This window comes from uncultured Pontibacter sp., from assembly GCF_947502515.1.
In the GTDB taxonomy this organism is placed as follows: Bacteria; Bacteroidota; Bacteroidia; order Cytophagales; family Hymenobacteraceae; genus Pontibacter.
Genome location: NZ_CANNAI010000002.1, coordinates 248,122 through 264,671, shown reverse-complemented (window position 1 = coordinate 264,671; position 16,550 = coordinate 248,122). Strand labels below are relative to the sequence as shown.

16 protein-coding genes and 1 tRNA gene are annotated in these 16,550 nt (G+C 48.0%); 4 read left to right on the top strand and 13 right to left on the bottom strand.

The window, feature by feature from the left end; translation table 11 throughout:
- Positions 1-14: 14 nt before the first annotated feature.
- Positions 15-1,319, top strand: coding sequence for a tyrosine--tRNA ligase (gene tyrS / locus Q1A54_RS05860; protein WP_299985810.1), 1,305 nt, complete (start codon positions 15-17; stop codon positions 1,317-1,319).
- Between the two features lie 78 nt (positions 1,320-1,397).
- Here tyrS and Q1A54_RS05855 read toward each other — a convergent pair whose 3' ends face one another.
- Together Q1A54_RS05855 and Q1A54_RS05850 are read right to left on the bottom strand one after the other, a co-directional pair.
- On the bottom strand, positions 1,398-1,589 hold the full coding sequence (locus Q1A54_RS05855) for a histone H1 (protein ID WP_196114741.1): 192 nt from the start codon (positions 1,587-1,589) through the stop codon (positions 1,398-1,400).
- A 106-nt stretch (positions 1,590-1,695) separates the two neighbouring features.
- Positions 1,696-2,934: a pyridoxal phosphate-dependent aminotransferase family protein gene (locus Q1A54_RS05850; RefSeq protein ID WP_299985807.1), complete on the bottom strand. Its 1,239-nt coding sequence runs from the start codon at positions 2,932-2,934 to the stop codon at positions 1,696-1,698.
- A gap of 208 nt (positions 2,935-3,142) precedes the next feature.
- Here Q1A54_RS05850 and accC point away from each other — a divergent pair, with 208 nt between their 5' ends.
- The gene (accC, locus tag Q1A54_RS05845) at positions 3,143-4,645 is read left to right on the top strand and encodes an acetyl-CoA carboxylase biotin carboxylase subunit (protein WP_299985805.1); all 1,503 of its coding nucleotides are present in this window, start codon (positions 3,143-3,145) and stop codon (positions 4,643-4,645) included.
- A gap of 76 nt (positions 4,646-4,721) precedes the next feature.
- Here the strand turns inward: accC and bshB1 are convergent, their stop codons facing one another.
- The 8 genes from bshB1 to Q1A54_RS05805 form a co-directional block, all read right to left on the bottom strand.
- Positions 4,722-5,441, bottom strand: a complete 720-nt coding sequence (bshB1, locus tag Q1A54_RS05840; RefSeq protein WP_299985803.1) for a bacillithiol biosynthesis deacetylase BshB1 — start codon at positions 5,439-5,441, stop codon at positions 4,722-4,724.
- A gap of 13 nt (positions 5,442-5,454) precedes the next feature.
- On the bottom strand, positions 5,455-6,354 hold the full coding sequence (locus tag Q1A54_RS05835) for a M23 family metallopeptidase (protein ID WP_230391960.1): 900 nt from the start codon (positions 6,352-6,354) through the stop codon (positions 5,455-5,457).
- A 286-nt stretch (positions 6,355-6,640) separates the two neighbouring features.
- On the bottom strand, positions 6,641-7,579 hold the full coding sequence (gene trxB / locus Q1A54_RS05830; RefSeq protein WP_299985801.1) for a thioredoxin-disulfide reductase: 939 nt from the start codon (positions 7,577-7,579) through the stop codon (positions 6,641-6,643).
- 171 nt (positions 7,580-7,750) lie between these two features.
- On the bottom strand, positions 7,751-8,614 hold the full coding sequence (locus Q1A54_RS05825; protein ID WP_007656436.1) for a sigma-70 family RNA polymerase sigma factor: 864 nt from the start codon (positions 8,612-8,614) through the stop codon (positions 7,751-7,753).
- 192 nt (positions 8,615-8,806) lie between these two features.
- Positions 8,807-10,945 carry a polyribonucleotide nucleotidyltransferase gene (locus Q1A54_RS05820; RefSeq protein ID WP_196114735.1) on the bottom strand — a complete coding sequence of 713 codons (2,139 nt, stop codon included), beginning with the start codon at positions 10,943-10,945 and terminating at the stop codon, positions 8,807-8,809.
- 147 nt (positions 10,946-11,092) lie between these two features.
- Positions 11,093-11,368 (bottom strand): 30S ribosomal protein S15, encoded by a 276-nt coding sequence (gene rpsO, locus Q1A54_RS05815; protein WP_007656434.1) that lies wholly within the window; start codon positions 11,366-11,368, stop codon positions 11,093-11,095.
- 117 nt (positions 11,369-11,485) lie between these two features.
- The gene (locus Q1A54_RS05810) at positions 11,486-12,913 is read right to left on the bottom strand and encodes an LptF/LptG family permease (RefSeq protein ID WP_196114734.1); all 1,428 of its coding nucleotides are present in this window, start codon (positions 12,911-12,913) and stop codon (positions 11,486-11,488) included.
- 100 nt (positions 12,914-13,013) lie between these two features.
- A complete protein-coding gene (locus Q1A54_RS05805; RefSeq protein WP_196114733.1) occupies positions 13,014-13,415 on the bottom strand; it encodes an START-like domain-containing protein in 402 nt (133 codons plus the stop codon).
- Between the two features lie 135 nt (positions 13,416-13,550).
- Between Q1A54_RS05805 and Q1A54_RS05800 the strand changes: the two genes are divergently transcribed.
- A tRNA-Met gene (locus Q1A54_RS05800) sits at positions 13,551-13,624 on the top strand.
- 230 nt (positions 13,625-13,854) lie between these two features.
- Positions 13,855-14,340: a DUF4168 domain-containing protein gene (locus Q1A54_RS05795; protein ID WP_299985800.1), complete on the top strand. Its 486-nt coding sequence runs from the start codon at positions 13,855-13,857 to the stop codon at positions 14,338-14,340.
- A 59-nt stretch (positions 14,341-14,399) separates the two neighbouring features.
- Here Q1A54_RS05795 and Q1A54_RS05790 read toward each other — a convergent pair whose 3' ends face one another.
- The 3 genes from Q1A54_RS05790 to rpmI all read right to left on the bottom strand — a co-directional run bounded on the left by Q1A54_RS05790 (position 14,400) and on the right by rpmI (position 16,540).
- Positions 14,400-15,674 (bottom strand): alginate export family protein, encoded by a 1,275-nt coding sequence (locus Q1A54_RS05790; RefSeq protein WP_299985798.1) that lies wholly within the window; start codon positions 15,672-15,674, stop codon positions 14,400-14,402.
- A gap of 229 nt (positions 15,675-15,903) precedes the next feature.
- Positions 15,904-16,248 carry a 50S ribosomal protein L20 gene (gene rplT / locus Q1A54_RS05785; protein WP_007656428.1) on the bottom strand — a complete coding sequence of 115 codons (345 nt, stop codon included), beginning with the start codon at positions 16,246-16,248 and terminating at the stop codon, positions 15,904-15,906.
- A gap of 97 nt (positions 16,249-16,345) precedes the next feature.
- The gene (gene rpmI, locus Q1A54_RS05780) at positions 16,346-16,540 is read right to left on the bottom strand and encodes a 50S ribosomal protein L35 (RefSeq protein ID WP_007656420.1); all 195 of its coding nucleotides are present in this window, start codon (positions 16,538-16,540) and stop codon (positions 16,346-16,348) included.
- Between the last annotated feature and the right edge of the window lie 10 nt (positions 16,541-16,550).

Here is a 16,550-nt window from a genome sequence, read left to right as displayed (position 1 = left end):
TTTTTTAGGCTTACATGAATCTGATAGAAGAATTAAGATGGAGAGGCATGCTCCACGATTTCATGCCTGGTACAGAAGAGCAACTTGCTTCCGGTATGACCACGGGTTATATCGGTTTTGACCCGACTGCGTCGTCCCTGCACATCGGCAACCTGGCAACGATCATGCTGCTCGTGCACCTACAGCGTGCCGGCCACAAGCCCGTAGCGCTGGTAGGCGGCGCCACCGGTATGATTGGTGATCCATCGGGCAAATCAGCGGAGCGAAATCTGCTGGATGAAACTACCCTGCTGGCAAACCAGGCAGGTATACGCAAGCAGCTAGAGAAATTTCTGGATTTCAACTGCGGCGAAAAATCAGCCGAGATCGTGAACAACTACGACTGGTTCAAAGAGTTCAGTTTCCTGGGTTTCCTTAGAGAGGTAGGCAAGCACCTTACGGTAAACTATATGATGGCCAAGGACTCGGTAAAGAAGCGCATCAGCGCAGACGAGGATGGCAATCGTGCCGAAGGACTTTCATTCACTGAGTTTTCATACCAGCTTATTCAAGGTTACGATTTTTACCATCTTTACAAGAATAAGAACGTGCGTCTGCAGATGGGTGCGTCTGACCAATGGGGAAATATCACCACGGGTACTGAGCTGATCCGCCGTATCGACGATGGCAAAGCCTTCGCCCTGGTAGGTAAATTGGTGACCAAATCGGATGGTACTAAATTTGGCAAGTCTGAGGGTGGCAATGTTTGGCTTGACCCGGCATATACCTCTCCTTACAAGTTTTACCAGTTCTGGCTCAACCTGTCGGATGAAGAGGCAGAAAAGCTGATCAAGGTATACACCCTATTGCCACAGGACGAGATTGAGCGCTTGACAGAAGAGCACAAACAGGCTCCTCACCTGCGTGTATTGCAGAAAGCCCTGGCTAAAGATGTTACAATTCGCGTTCATTCCGAAGAAGACTACAAATCAGCAGTAGATGCATCTGAAATTTTATTTGGAAAAGGCGATTTAGAGACGCTGAAAGGCCTAAAAGAGGATGTTTTGCTATCTGTGTTTGAGGGTGTGCCGCAAATAGAAGTGAGCAAAGGCAACTACGAAGAAGCAGCTACGGTAAGCGATTTGCTTTCTGACGTAACTGGAGGGCAGATTTTCGAATCGAAGGGGGAAGCTAAGCGCATGATCAAGAATGGAGGCGTGAGCATCAACCGCCAGAAGGTGCAGGGTACGGAAGAGCCGGTTAACTACGAGCTGCTACAGGAGAAATACCTGGTGGTGCAGAAAGGAAAGAAAAACTATTTCCTGGTATCAGTTAACTAACTAATATACAGTTACTTAAAAACAAAAAAGGTGATCTTTTCAGATCACCTTTTTTGTTGCTATTGCTTAAAGAGTTACTTATTTAGTCTCTGTAGCGCTGTTTTTCATGTCCTGAACTTCCTTACGGATGTCCTGAGCCATGTTTTTCAGGTCCTGCATGCCTTTACGTACGCGAGTACCGGCAGCTGCATTGTTCTTGTCGTAGAATTTCTCGAAGTCAGCTTCAAGAGACATTACTAGGTCCTTGAGTTTGCCAAAGTTGTTGTTCATTTGAGGTGTTTATTATAGTGAAACATTTGTTTTTACTGCTCCAATATACACATTAAATGATAACATGCAAAGATTAGCAAACTTTAATATATGCCTTTAGAGCAAATTAAGCGGACACAGAGGCCTTTGAGTATAGACCTTTATCTAGTTTTTGTGCAATCTTTTCGAAAGCGTCGATCGTCTCCTTCACATCATCGAGCGTGTGCACGGCTGTTGGAATTAGACGTAGCATGATCACATCCTTCGGCACTACTGGATACACCACGATAGAGCAGAAGATGTTGTAGTTCTCACGAAGATCGAGCGTCAGCTGGGTCGCATCCGGAATTTGACCGTTCAGGAATACTGGTGTAACAGGCGACTCAGTTGTACCGATATTGAAGCCTTTTTCGCGCAGACCAGTCTGCAGCGCATTTACCACCTCCCACAGTTTGTCTTTCAGCTCTGGCTGCGTGCGCAGCAACTCCAGACGCTTGATAGCACCTACTGTCAAAGGCATTGGAAGCGACTTGGCAAAAATCTGCGAACGCATGTTATAGCGCAGGTACTCTACCACCTGCTCGTCGGCAGCCACGAAGGCACCGATGCTGGCCATAGACTTGGCAAAAGTAGAGAAGTATACGTCGACACCGTCCTGCACACCCAGGTGCTCACCTGTACCGGCACCAGTCTTACCCATTGTACCGAAACCATGTGCATCGTCAACGAGCAGTCTGAACTGGAATTTCTTCTTCAGCTCCACCACTTCTTTCAGTTTGCCCAGGTTACCAGACATACCGAAAACACCTTCCGTGATCACCAAAATGGCCCCACCTGTGTTCTCAGCCCAGCGTGTAGCACGCTCGAGTTGCTTCTCAAGGCTGGCCATGTCGTTGTGGCCGTATACAAAGCGCTTACCCTGGTGCAGACGCACCCCATCAATGATACAAGCGTGTGATTCTGCGTCGTACACGATCACATCATGGCGATCTACCAGCGCATCAATGATCGACACAACACCTTGGTAACCGAAGTTCAACAACAGGGCGTCAGGCTTCTGCACAAATTCAGCCAGATCAGACTCCAGCTTTTCATGCATGTTTGAGTTTCCAGACATAATACGGGCACCCATCGGGTAGGCCATACCCCACTCAGCAGCGGCTTCAGCATCAGCTTTACGCACTTCCGGGTGATTTGCCAGACCCAGGTAGTTGTTAAGGCTCCAGGTAAGTACCTCCTTGCCCCTGAACTTCATGCGCGGAGCGATCTCCCCCTCAAGCTTTGGAAACGTGAAATAGCCATGCGCATAATGTGAGTGGCTGCCTAACGGACCTCTGTTGGTCAACAACTTTTCAAATAAATCCACCTTGTGTTTAATTAAGTTTCGGGATAATTTAAGGTTCTTATATAGCTAGTTATACTATATATTCAGTTCTAAGTATAATGCCTGCAAATTTATGATTTTATAGATTCATAAACAATTTCTAATACTCCTACCGCTCCTTTTTCGGGTGCTCATTTTTAAGTTTGCCTGTTATACTGTTTCTTTGAAGAAAATAAAGCTTAGCTCCTGCATGAGAAAAATCAAGAAGATACTGGTAGCAAACCGTGGTGAAATCGCGCTTCGTGTGATGCGCTCCGCCAAAGAAATGGGTATCAGCACAGTAGCCATCTACAGCGAGGCTGACCGTAACGCCCTGCATGTGCGCTATGCTGACGAGGCTGTTTGCGTAGGTGGACCCAAGTCAAATGAATCATACCTGCGGGGTGATGTGATCATTGATGTCTGCAAGCGCCTACAGGTAGATGCGATCCATCCAGGCTATGGCTTCCTTTCTGAGAACGCAAATTTTGCACGTAAAGTGCAGGAGGCGGGTCTGATCTTTATCGGTCCCTCACCTGAAGCCATCGAGCTGATGGGTAGTAAGCTGGCCGCCAAAGCCGCTGTATCCAAGTATAAGATTCCGATGGTACCGGGCACGGAAGAGGCTATTTCGGATGTGGAAGAAGCCAAGGAAATTGCTTCAAACGTAGGTTTCCCGATCCTGATCAAGGCCAGTGCCGGTGGTGGCGGTAAGGGTATGCGCGTAGTGGAAAGCGTGGATGTATTTGAAGAGCAAATGAAACTGGCTGTGAGCGAAGCGACATCTGCCTTTGGCGACGGCTCTGTCTTCATTGAAAAATACATTGGCTCTCCCCGTCACATCGAAATACAGGTACTGGGCGATACGCACGGCAACATCGTCCATCTTTTTGAGCGTGAATGCTCCATACAGCGTCGTCATCAGAAAGTGATCGAGGAAGCTCCTTCTGCTGTCCTCACGCCTGAGCTTCGCGATGAAATGGGCCGTTGCGCCGTGGACGTAGCCAAGGCCTGTGACTATGTGGGTGCTGGTACAGTGGAGTTCCTGGTGGATGAGAACCTGAACTTCTACTTCCTGGAAATGAACACCCGTCTGCAGGTAGAGCACCCGGTAACAGAGCAGATCACAGGTTTGGACCTGGTAAAAGAGCAGATATTAATTGCAGAAGGCAACCCACTTAGTTTCCGACAGGAAGACCTGACCATAAACGGCCATGCCCTGGAACTGCGGGTATACGCTGAAGACCCTGCTAATAACTTCCTGCCTGATATAGGACGTTTGGAAACTTACGCGCGTCCACAAGGGCTTGGTGTACGCGTAGATGATGGCTTTGAGCAAGGTATGGACATTCCGATCTACTATGACCCAATGATCGCGAAACTGGTCACGTTCGGAAAAGACCGTCAGGAAGCCATTGAGAAAATGCTGCGTGCCATTGATGAGTACAAGATTACAGGTATAGAGACTACTCTTCCTTTCGGCACATTCGTGTTGCAGCACGAAGCTTTTGTTTCAGGTAATTTTGACACCAAATTCATTGAGCGCTACTTTAGCCCGAGCGTACTGGAGACGAAGCCAACTGAAGACGCAGATGAAATAGCTGCAGTACTGGCCGCTATGCTACTAGGAAACAACAAGCCTAAAGCAAGTGCGCCGAGCACCGGCACACAAAACGGCACAGTTTCTAACTGGCGCAAAAACAGAGTGAAATAAGGTATAGCCTATTCTAAAATAGCAGAAGGGGCCGGTCAAATGACCGGCCCCTTCTGTTTGTATACTTATTTAAAAATTAAATCAGATCAAAAAGGTTACGTACCCCTACCTGCTTAGCCGAGGTAAAACCCTCCCCAAAGGTTACCCCAATGGCATGCCCATACTCGCGGGCCCTGGCTTCGATGAAATCCAGAAACTCAGGCGACGAGATGTAGGTATTCGGAGAATTATCATCAGGATTATAGAACTGCGTTCTGAAAGCACGGATGGTTTCAATTTTCTTTTCCCAATGAGGCGTCACATCCATCACAAAATCAGGCTTTATGTAACGATCCTGAATGAAGTTGTACATCGCCTTCGGTCTCCAGGCCTGCTGCTCTAGCCCGTCATCACCCAAAGTCTTGATCATCTTCAAACCAGCAAGGAAGCAAGCCTCAGCTACTACAGCCGCTCCGCGACCATGGTCCGGGTGCCTGTCGTGCAGCGCATTCATCAGTACGATGTCCGGTTGGTACTGCCGCACCTTGCGTACAATCTGCAACTGGTGCTCCTTGTCGTTGGAGAAAAAACCATCTGCAAAGCCAAGGTTGTCACGAACAGAGAGGCCCATGATCCTGGCGGCTTCCTCTGCTTCTTCCACTCGCTCAGCAGGTGTGCCCCTCGTTCCGAGTTCACCACGTGTCAGGTCCACTACCCCAGCCTTCTTGCCTGCGGCAATATGGGCTATCAGTGTACCTGCACAGCCAAGCTCTACATCATCCGGGTGTGAGGCAAAGGCAAGTATATCTAACTTCATTTTCAATTAATTCTTATTTGATTCTGAGCGAACGCCCAACCTTCAGGGTGGTACGCGTGCTGATGCCGTTCAGTTTAGTGATCTGGCTCACAGACACACCATAGCGCTTTGCTATACCTGACAGGGTATCCCCGCTTCGTACTTTGTGGTAAGAGGCTTTGCGGGAGCCGCTGCTGCTACTGCCCTTTGCCCTGTTGTAATAGTTGAACAAGGCAGAGGTGATAACGAAGCTCTGTCCTTTGAGCAAATAGTCAGGAAAGTCATACATCAGCTCCGGATCAAGCGGATTACCCTGGTAACGTACTTCATAGTGCAGGTGAGGACCTGAACTTCGCCCAGTGCTGCCCCCTAAACCAATCACTTCGCCGGCTTTCACAAACTGTCCCGTCTCTGCGATGGTTCTGCTCATGTGCCCGTAAAGGGTCTCCAAGCCGTTGTAATGGCGCAGCACAATGTAGTTACCATATCCTCCGCCATCCCACTTGTTGATGCGTACAACCCCGTCAAAAGCGGCATAAATGGAGTCACCGGTGTTCAGGTCAATGTCAGTACCATAATGCCAGCGATAACCTCTGTGTCCGAAACGGCTTGTAACAGGCGTTTTCTCCAGTGGCATTTTGTAATCGCGGTTAGACCTTGGGTCATACAGGGTGATATCCACTGTATCTTTGAGCTGACGGCCATCCATCCGATACGGGTTGATATTCCGCGTATCCCAGATGGCATAGTAACCAGCTATCTTGATCCAGGCCGAGTCGATCAGCACCTCTTCCGATACTTCTACAATGTGCTGCTCTCCTAAATCAAGCTCTGAGGTATCTTCACTAACAATCGAAAGCTCTCTCTTCGGATTAAAAAAGATCGATTTGCCTGCATCCGATTCATCTTCCGGAAACTCCTCGTACTTAATCAAGATAGTGGTGTCAGGCCGAACATAATCTATCTTAGGTGACTTTACCTTAAATAGATCCTTGACCTTACCCTGAGCAAAGGCACTGTCAGTCCCGGCTATAAGACAGAGCAAAAAGAGTGCAATCGTAAGGGGTGCTTTATACTTTAGCATTATATTGGATATTAGGCGGAGCAGTATCAGTAGGGCTAATTCACGCAAAACTAACTATAGCAACGCCATTTTATTGTGGTCAGTCCTTACCAAACTAAAAAGATTATGCTTGGCAGGCTTGACTTATAGGTGATTTTTAGTGCAAATCCTGAGCAGCCAGATAGCGTTCCGCATCCAGGGCAGCCATACAACCTGTACCAGCCGCTGTCACAGCCTGGCGGTAGGTGAAGTCCTGCACATCGCCACAGGCAAACACGCCGTCAATGTTGGTTTTGCTTGTTCCAGGAATGGTGCGGATATAACCGTTCTCGTCCAGGTTCAGGTAATCAGCGAAGATATCGGAGTTCGGTTTGTGACCGATCGCCACGAAAAAGCCCTTGACAGGAATCTCGCGCAGCTCGTCTGTCAGCACGTTTCGCACGCGCACAGCTTCTACTACCTCCTCGCCCAGTATCTCGTCGGTTACAGAGTTCCAGAGAATCTCGATGTTTTTAGTTTTCTTCACGCGCTCCTGCATGATAGTGGAGGCACGCATTTCGTCGCGGCGTACGATCATGTATACCTTGTTGCAGATGTTTGAAAGGTAGGTCGCCTCTTCAGCCGCCGTGTCGCCGGCGCCTACAATGGCCACGTCCTGTCCACGGTAAAAGAAGCCATCGCAAACAGCACAAGCACTCACACCATTACCATTCAGGCGAGCTTCCGACTCCATGCCCAGCCACTTGGCAGATGCACCGGTTGAGATGATCACGGTATGTGCCTCAATTACTTTCTGATCGTCAATGGTCACTTTGTGCGGCTGCGACGAAAAATCCACGGCAGTCGCGATGCCATACCTGACATCAGTGCCGAAACGCTCCGCCTGTCGCTTAAAGTCCTCCATCATCTGAGGGCCGTTGATGCCGTCCGGGTAGCCAGGGTAGTTTTCTACATCATTGGTAATGGTCAGCTGTCCGCCTGGCTGCAATCCCTGATACAATACAGGGTTCAATCCGGCACGGGAAGCATATATAGCTGCTGTATACCCAGCGGGACCTGAACCGATGATCAGGCATTTTACTTTTTCTATTTCCATGTTTATGTAGCGCTTTATCGAAATTGGTTGCAAGTATACAAAATTTCTCATGCTCTGCCTGCATACTTCCTATGTTAATTAGCCTGAACACGGCAGACAGCATGCCTGTATAGCCTGAAATGCAAAGAGCCCTGACCTTACGGACAGGGCTCTTTGTCATGTTACTATTGCTTAACCCAGGTAAGGCTTCAATGCCTTGCTCCTAGATGTATGACGCAGTCTGCGAATGGCTTTTTCCTTGATCTGGCGTACACGCTCACGGGTCAGGTTGAACTTCTCCCCGATCTCCTCCAGTGTCAGTGAATGCTCACCGTTCAGGCCGAAGTAAAGCGTAATCACATCGGCCTCACGCTTGGTAAGGGTCGAAAGTGCGCGCTGCACTTCTTTACGAAGCGAGTCGTTCATCAAACCAGTGTCAGGTGACTCTTCGTCTTCATTCTCCAGCACGTCCAGCAGGCGGTTTTCCTCGCCCTGCACGAACGGAGCATCTACAGATACGTGGCGTCCAGAGATCTTAAGCGTATCCACAACCTCAGCGGTTGTCAGCTCCAGCACCTCCGCGATCTCTTCCGGAGAAGGCTCACGCTCAAATTTCTGCTCCAGTTCAGAGAAAGACTTAGAGATCTTGTTAAGAGAACCAACACGGTTCAGCGGCAGACGTACAATACGAGACTGCTCGGCCAATGCCTGCAGAATAGACTGACGGATCCACCAAACTGCATAAGAGATGAATTTGAAACCTCTTGTTTCGTCGAAGCGCTTGGCAGCTTTGATCAGACCCAGGTTACCTTCGTTGATAAGGTCGCCTAGTGAAAGGCCTTGGTTCTGGTACTGCTTGGCAACCGACACAACGAAACGCAAGTTGGCTTTCGTCAATTTCTCAAGTGCAAACTGATCTCCCTCTTTGATTCTCTGAGCAAGCGATACCTCCTCATCTGGTGTAAGCAAATCAACTTTACCAATCTCCTGAAGGTACTTGTCCAGCGACTGGCTTTCGCGGTTGGTGATCTGTTTGCTTATCTTGAGTTGTCTCATCAGAGTATGTTGTTATTACAAAAAATGTGAAAATCTTAATTCCGGGCTCGGAGTGGTAACATCAGAAAATCGCGCAAAGTTCTTACATTTTAAGAATAAAATCAAGAAGCTAGTACGCGACAGCAAAACATAATACTCCTGACACCACTCCGCCTTATACGGAACGGGCATCAGGAGTATTAAATTGTTTGATTATTGTTGCGCTTCAGCGCCCGGCTTTGGTAAAATAGCCTTACGGGAAAGCTTAAATTTACCTGTTTTCTTATCGACGTCGATGAGTTTCACTTTCACTTCTTCGCCGATCTCCAACACGCCGTCCATCGTTTCGAGGCGTTCGTGCTTGATCTCTGAAATGTGCAGCAAACCATCTTTGCCGGCCATGAACTCAACGAATGCACCGTAAGGCTGAATCGATTTCACTTTACCAATGTACACCTCTCCTATCTCAGGTTGCGCCACGATCGCTTTGACCTTGCTCACGGCACTGTTCATAGAATCCTGGTTGCTGGCGAAAATGTTTACATGGCCTTTCTCGTTCTTCTCCTCGATGATGATCGTAGCTCCAGTGTCTTTCTGGATCTGCTGGATCACTTTACCACCTGGTCCGATTACTGCACCAATGAACTCCTTGTCGATCACCATGTTGAATGAACGTGGCGTATGCGGCTTGTAGTCTGCAGCTGGAGCTGAGATTGTCTTGTTCATCTCACCGAGAATGTGCAGACGACCGTCTTTTGCCTGAGCCAAAGCCTGGCTTAGCACTTCATGTGACAAGCCCTGTACTTTGATGTCCATCTGGCAGGCCGTGATACCTTTGCTGGTACCAGCTACTTTGAAGTCCATATCACCAAGGTGGTCTTCATCACCCAGGATATCAGAAAGAACGGCAAAGTTACCAGTGCGCTCATCCGTGATCAGACCCATTGCTATACCTGATACGGCATCCTTTACAGGAACACCTGCATCCATCAGTGCCAGGGAGCCGGCACATACGGTAGCCATAGAAGAAGAACCGTTAGATTCCAGGATATCGGAAACGATACGGATTGTATATGGGTTCTCAGCGTCAGCTGGAAGTACTTTCTTAAGTGCACGCAGTGCCAGGTTACCGTGACCAATCTCACGACGTCCAGGGCCTCTGTTTGGCTTCACCTCACCAGTAGAAAAGGCAGGGAAGTTATAGTGCAACAGGAATTTGTTTGAACCTGATACCATGGCACTGTCGATCATCTGCTCATCCAGTTTGGTACCAAGTGTCACAGTTGTCAGCGACTGTGTTTCACCGCGGGTAAATACAGCAGAACCGTGTGTAGCTGGTAGATAGTTTACTTCTGACCAGATTTGACGAATCTCGTTCAGCTGACGACCATCCAGACGAACGCGGTCGTTCAGGATCATGTTGCGAACCGCTTCTTTCTCCACATCGTGGTAGTAAGTCTTGATCAGGCCAAGGTCAAACTCGTGCTCCTCACCCAGCGATTCGATAAATTCATTCAATACAGAAGCAAATCCTTCTTTACGTTCAGATTTGTTTGCACGGCCACGCTTTGCAACTTCGTAAGCTTTCTCGTAAGTGGCATCGTATACCTTCTGGCGCAACTCGTCGTTGTGCGTTTCGTGTGAGTACTCACGCTTCTGCAGTTTTCCAACCATTTCGGCCAGCTCCAGCTGTGCCTGGCACTGCACTTTGATCGCTTCGTGTGCAAAGGCAATTGCTTCGAGCATCTCTTCTTCAGACACTTCGTTCATTTCACCTTCCACCATGGCTACGCTGTCCATAGAAGCACCTACGATCATGTCAATGTCGGCGCGCTGCAGATCAGACGCCAGCGGGTTGATCACCAGCTGACCGTCGATACGGGCAACACGAACCTCAGAGATCGGGCCGTTGAAAGGGATATCAGAAACTGCCAGTGCGGCAGAGGCAGCCAAGGCAGCAAGCGCATCAGGCAGGATCTCTGTATCAGCAGAGATCATATGTATAGTCATTTGCGTTTCGGCATGGTAGTCACCCGGGAACATAGGGCGCAGAATGCGGTCTACCAGGCGCGAAATCAGAATTTCGTAGTCAGAAAGGCGAGCCTCTCTTTTCAGGAAGCCTCCAGGTATCTTGCCAGAAGAAGCGAATTTCTCCTGATAGTCTACAGATAGAGGCAAAAAGTCAACTCCTTCGCGGGCTTCTTTGTTAGAAACAACGGCTGCCAATAGCATGGTGTTACCCATCTTTACTACCACAGATCCGTCAGCCTGCTTGGCTAATTTACCAGTTTCGATTATGATCTCCCGGCCATCCGGAAGAATGATTGTTTTAGTGATCGCGTTTTGTGACATCTTCAATTATTGTTTTTAGCATCAAATAGAACAGGGCTACCGTTTGCAGCCGCTGCTGGGGTACTGGCAAAGAGGAAGGGGGAAATACAAAAGGGGGCAGAAAAAATTAGGGAATCCCTGTAAGAAATTCCCTAACTCAATATAAGCTTATTTACGGATACCAAGCTCGGCGATGATCGCTCTGTATCTTTCAATGTCATTTTTCTGCAGGTAGTTCAGAAGTCTTCTTCTCTTACCTACCAGCTTAAGAAGTCCAAGGCGAGTGCCGAAGTCTTTTCTATGAACTTTCAGGTGCTCTGTCAGATCAGCAATGCGCGTAGTGAACAGCGCGATCTGGCCTTCTGCAGAACCAGTGTCAGTCTTAGACTTGGTCAGGCTGTACTTCTCAAAAATTTCTTGTTTCGCTTCAGTAGTTAATTTCATTGCGTATAAAAAATATCAATCTGTTATATTCAGTGGATAGTTTCCCGTATAAGCCGCAAAGTTAAATAAAATATCTATATTAAAAAACTATTTGCGTCGAGTTATTTTAACGCAGGGCTATATTTTGCTGCGCTTTAGTCGGGTCATGAGTTTGCGCCAGAAGTCTACCTCCAGCAGGCTGGAGTCATTCTGTGCCTGATACAGGAAAAACATGCCGATTGGCAGCAGGATAGCGTTTGCTCCCCACATCCCCGCCTCTACAGAGACGAGCCCCTCTCTGGCCCATTTCTCCCCTAGTATGCCCAGCACATACATCACGATAAAAAACATGATCGAGATGATCACAGGTACTCCCAGACCACCTTTCTTAATGATAGCTCCTAATGGGGCTCCGATCAGGAACATGATCAGGATGGCAAATGACTGCGTATACTTGCGCCAGATCTCAATCTCATAGTTGTTAGCATCACGACTAAGTGTTGTCACCCGCTCTTTGTAGCTACCTGTAAAGCTTTTCACGTTACGGGCTTTATTTGCTGCTGCCAGCATCACATCAGCCGTAATCGGTGACAGATCCTTCCGCTCATGTACCGAATCAGGCAGCACCTTGGTCACCGGCAGTCCGTTTTTAACCTGCCCTGTGTCAGCTTTGAAGTACATGTAGAACGGGTCCACATTTGGAGCATACATCTGCCGCTCCCGTACACCCGAGCGACGCAGGGAATCCGTTACCGATGTCAGCTGCCCAATGTTCTTCATCATCTTGTTGTCAGAGAAGAGTTCTTCACGGGTACGCCCCAACTCAAAAGAAGCAAGGCTGAAGATGATTTTAGTGGCGTCAAACTTCTCCCGCACAAACTGCTCAGACGAATTACGGAACCCACCGTTGTTCTGGTCCACATAGGTATTCCCCCTGAAAAGCTCCAGAATCAGGTAATTGTCATCGTGTTCGGTATACATCTGCCCTGAGTCGGCCAGTATAACGGTGGTATTGTTGCCGCCCTTCGAGTGATCATAGATCATGATGTCACGCAGTGAGCGGCCATCATTTAACTTCTCGTTAATCTTGATGCTGTAGCCAGGCAATCCATTGTAAAAAGCGCCTTCTTTGAAGTTCATGGCAGGCTTTTTCTGTCTGATGTCCCATAGCAGACTATAAGCCTTCAGGTTAGCCTTCGGAACCACGTAGTTGTTAAAGAAGAAGGCTCCAATGGAAAGCGAAACCACAAAAAAGGCAACCGGACGCAAAATACGCGGCAGCGCTATACCTGACGTTTTAATAGCTGTGAGCTCATGGTGCTCTCCCAGCGTACCAAATGTCATAAGCGCCGAAAGCAGCACTGCCAATGGCAGGGCCACAGGTGCCATGTTGATGCTGAAATAAAACAGCAGTTCTGCAAAAACGTCGTACCCAAGGTCTTTGCCCACTAACTCATCGAGGTATTTGAGCATATACTGCGTAAGCAGGATAAACTCCACGATGGCAAACGTGAGCAAGAATGGTCCGGCAAATGATTTAAGTATTAGCTTATCTAGTTTCTTCATGTGGGCCAATTGGCATGCGGGCATCAAAAATCCCGGTTTTTTTCTTTAACACCGGACTTTCAAAAATCGTGCAAAGATAAGCCTTTGAAGCTAAGATGTGCTACCCTCCCACTATTTCACGAAGTTTCTGCAGCAAGTGCTCCCATAACTCTTCCAGCTCTTCTTCGTCATTTTCCTCTGAGTAGTCCACTACCTTCAGATACTGCTCCTGCGTCAGTTCACTTGTTTCGATAGAGAAGTCGATATAAGATGGATCGGAAGCGTGTGATTTGTCCTCGTTGAGAAACAAGAAGCGCACAGAGCGATTCGTGCGGTGGTTTGTCATTTCAGCATAATGATTGCGACCATCCCAGAAGAAGTTGAACACTTTGTCTTCGTTTACCGAAACATCGTCAGAAAACCACTGGGCCAGTCCACTTGGAGTGCTCAGGTATGGGTATAGCAAGCGGGCAGATGCATTTATTGGGTACTCATGCACAAATTTCGTCTTTGTAGCTTTCATTGTCTGGTATTGTAAGTGACTGAGTAAGTATAGTATTAATTTCTGATTTGCTAAATATACAGAAAATAAAATATTTTTTTGTGCATCAATTGTTGCTTTTTTAAAAAGTTACCCCTTATATTTGCACCACAATTCGGCGGGGTAGCTCAGATGGTTAGAGCGCAGGATTCATAACCCTGAGGTCGGCAGTTCGATTCTGCTCCCCGCTACAAAGCTCCAGACTATGTCTGGGGCTTTTTTTATGCCCTCTTACTTATACTCCCCATCCCTCCCGCCTTTTGCATAATCCGGCAATTGTGTTGACCTCTCAGAAGAGATTTATTTTTCTTTTGGCACTGGCCCCTCTTTTTACTATCTTAAAATTTATGGGCTCCTGCAGTCGACCTGCCAGGAGCTTTTTGTGACTCTTTTTTAACCTAATCCCTTAAAACAACCGATCATGAAAATGAAAAAGATTTTGTCAGGTGCTCTCGTTCTCTTCGCCCTTGGGTACGCTCAATCCGCATCAGCACAGCAGGCAGATGAAGTAACTCAGCAGGAACAGCTTCAGCAGGACAGATTCTCTGAAGAGGAACTCAAAAAGTTTTTGCAGGCAAATGCAAAAGTGACGGCAATTCAGAAGGAAGGTCAACAGAACATGCTCAATATTATTCAAGAAGCAGGTATGGATGTAGAGCAGTTCAATAAGTACGCACAGGCACAGCGGGAGCAGAAACTCGCAGAATCAGGTGCAAGCCCGGAGCAACTGGCCGCTTTTGACAAAGCTGCGCAGAAGATCGTGGAGATACAGCCTACTGTAAAAGAAAATGTAAAAAAGGCTCTTGAAGAAGAAGGCCTTACCGAAGACAAATACAGAGAGATCGTGACGGCCTACCAGCAGGACGAAGCCGTGAAGGCAAAAGTACACGAACTGATGGCGAAATAGAGCTGATACCAGCAGACGAAAGGCCCTTGCCAGAATTTGGCAAGGGCCTTTTTTATACCTTATCTATCTTTCTCAAACGACTTTAGCAGGATGCGCGGCTGGATGTTGACCATCACCCACCCCCAATCGGCATAGGCAGCAGCACTGCCCGGCTTTATCGCTTCCATGGAGCTGCCCGCAAACAATGTACTGTACCCAATAAAAAACTGAATTTGATCAGAGTGCTTGTAGTGGACTACTGCATCCAGCTCTGATCCCAAATAACGATCGCTGGGGCCGGGAAGTGTCTCCGTAGCGCCCAGGTTTTTGGCCAGTGCAAAATAGTGGTAGTCCAATGAAAGGCTGTACTTACCCTTTAAATTATAGCTGGTTTTAAAGTAGCTGTTATGCAATCCGCCCTGTCGCGTGTCGGCCGGAACATTGATAAAGTAATCCATGAAGCCATAGAACTTATGATTGGTCGCATACAGCGTGTTAAAGGAACGAACTTTGCTGTTATGACCTGCCATACCGGACAGATAAGTGGTGCCGATGGTGAAGCGCAAAGGCTGTAAGGTATAGGATGCTTCTGCCACCGCCAGGTAGGCTGATATGCGCTTGCCACTGCCGTGCTCGCCTGACTGCCTGTACAGGGCACCGTTGAACTGCGCTTGCTCATGCTGGTAATTCAGGTCCAGACCGTAGGTATGACGGAAGTTAACCCCCCCTACTGTATCAGGTAGCTGAAAGCCGTCGCTAATGTGCATAGCGGACACTGTGAACTGGTCATTCAGCTGTTTCTGTGCCCACAGGAAGCCAAGCACTTTATAGTTGTTCATACTGTAATGGGTATCAAACAGCGCTTCTCTCTCCTGGTTAAAAGCACCGCCTGCATCAAGGCTTATCCCCTGCCACCTTGCTTTGAGCAGCACCCCGTCATGACTTCGAGCCTGCTGTACCCAGTCCACATTGCCAAGCAGGCGATCGTTGTTGTAAACGAACTCTTGCCGGCCTATCCTGACAGCGAACTTATCTGTCAATGCAAATTCTCCCCAGGCCTCGTGCATGGCCGTGGAAGGTAAGTCTTTCAGGTGTGGCTCATCGCCCCATACCCTGACGTCCTGCAAACTAAATTTCATCTGCACCTTATCTTGCTTGTAATCAAGTGTGAGCCGGGAGCGCTGGTTCACAAAGAAGGCTCCATTCTGACCATCAGGCAAGCTTTGGTAGCCATTGCGCCACTCAGCTCTTGGCCTGACCTGGGGTGTCAGGTATAGCTGAGCCCAGGCTGCTTGCAGGGGCAGCCAGATAAAAGCCGCTAACAGCAGCAGTTTTCGGGTAAAACTCTTTTCCATGTCCGCATCGGTTTGAAGTTGGGAAAAGCAGGTCAACGGACGCCAGGCTAGTATGACTTACCTGATCATTTGTGTTTGACCGCTATGATGCGAAGTAGCGCAACTTCCTACCCATGCGCGATGACAGCAGTCATACGCAAAGATGACTTTGGTTAGTTTGCAGACAGGTATAAACGCAAAGAGGGCCTGACTTGCGCCAGACCCTCTTTTGTAATATATCTAAAGTAAATTACTTTACTTTGTCAACGATGCTCTTGAAAGCTTCCGGATGGTTCATCGCCAGGTCAGCAAGTACTTTGCGGTTCAGGTCGATATTCGCCTTTTTCAAAGCGCCCATTAGCTGAGAGTAAGACATGCCATGCTCACGTGCACCTGCGTTGATACGCTGGATCCAAAGGGCGCGGAAATCTCTCTTTTTCGCTTTTCTGTCGCGGTAAGCATAAAGCAAACCTTTTTCAATTGCGTTTTTCGCAACGGTCCAGACATTCTTGCGACGGCCAAAGTAACCTTTGGCCATTTTCATCATTTTTTTTCTTCTGTGTCGCGCTGCGACAACGTTTACCGATCTAGGCATTTCTAAAAAGTTTTGGCGGCTGGTGATTAAATTTTAATCTTCAAAAGACCAGATACCGGGTTCGTACTAAATAATTAACCGTTCTAACTCCGGGGAATTAGATTTGAAGCATCAGCTTCACTCTGTCCATGTCAGCTGAGCTTACAAGGCCAGTGTGTGTCAAGTTACGCTTCTGCTTAGTCGTCTTCTTGGTCAGGATGTGGCTTTTGTAAGCGTGCTTACGCTTAATCTTGCCAGTACCTGTCAAAGAAAAACGCTTCTTTGCACCAGATTTTGTTTTAACTTTTGGCATGTGTATATAA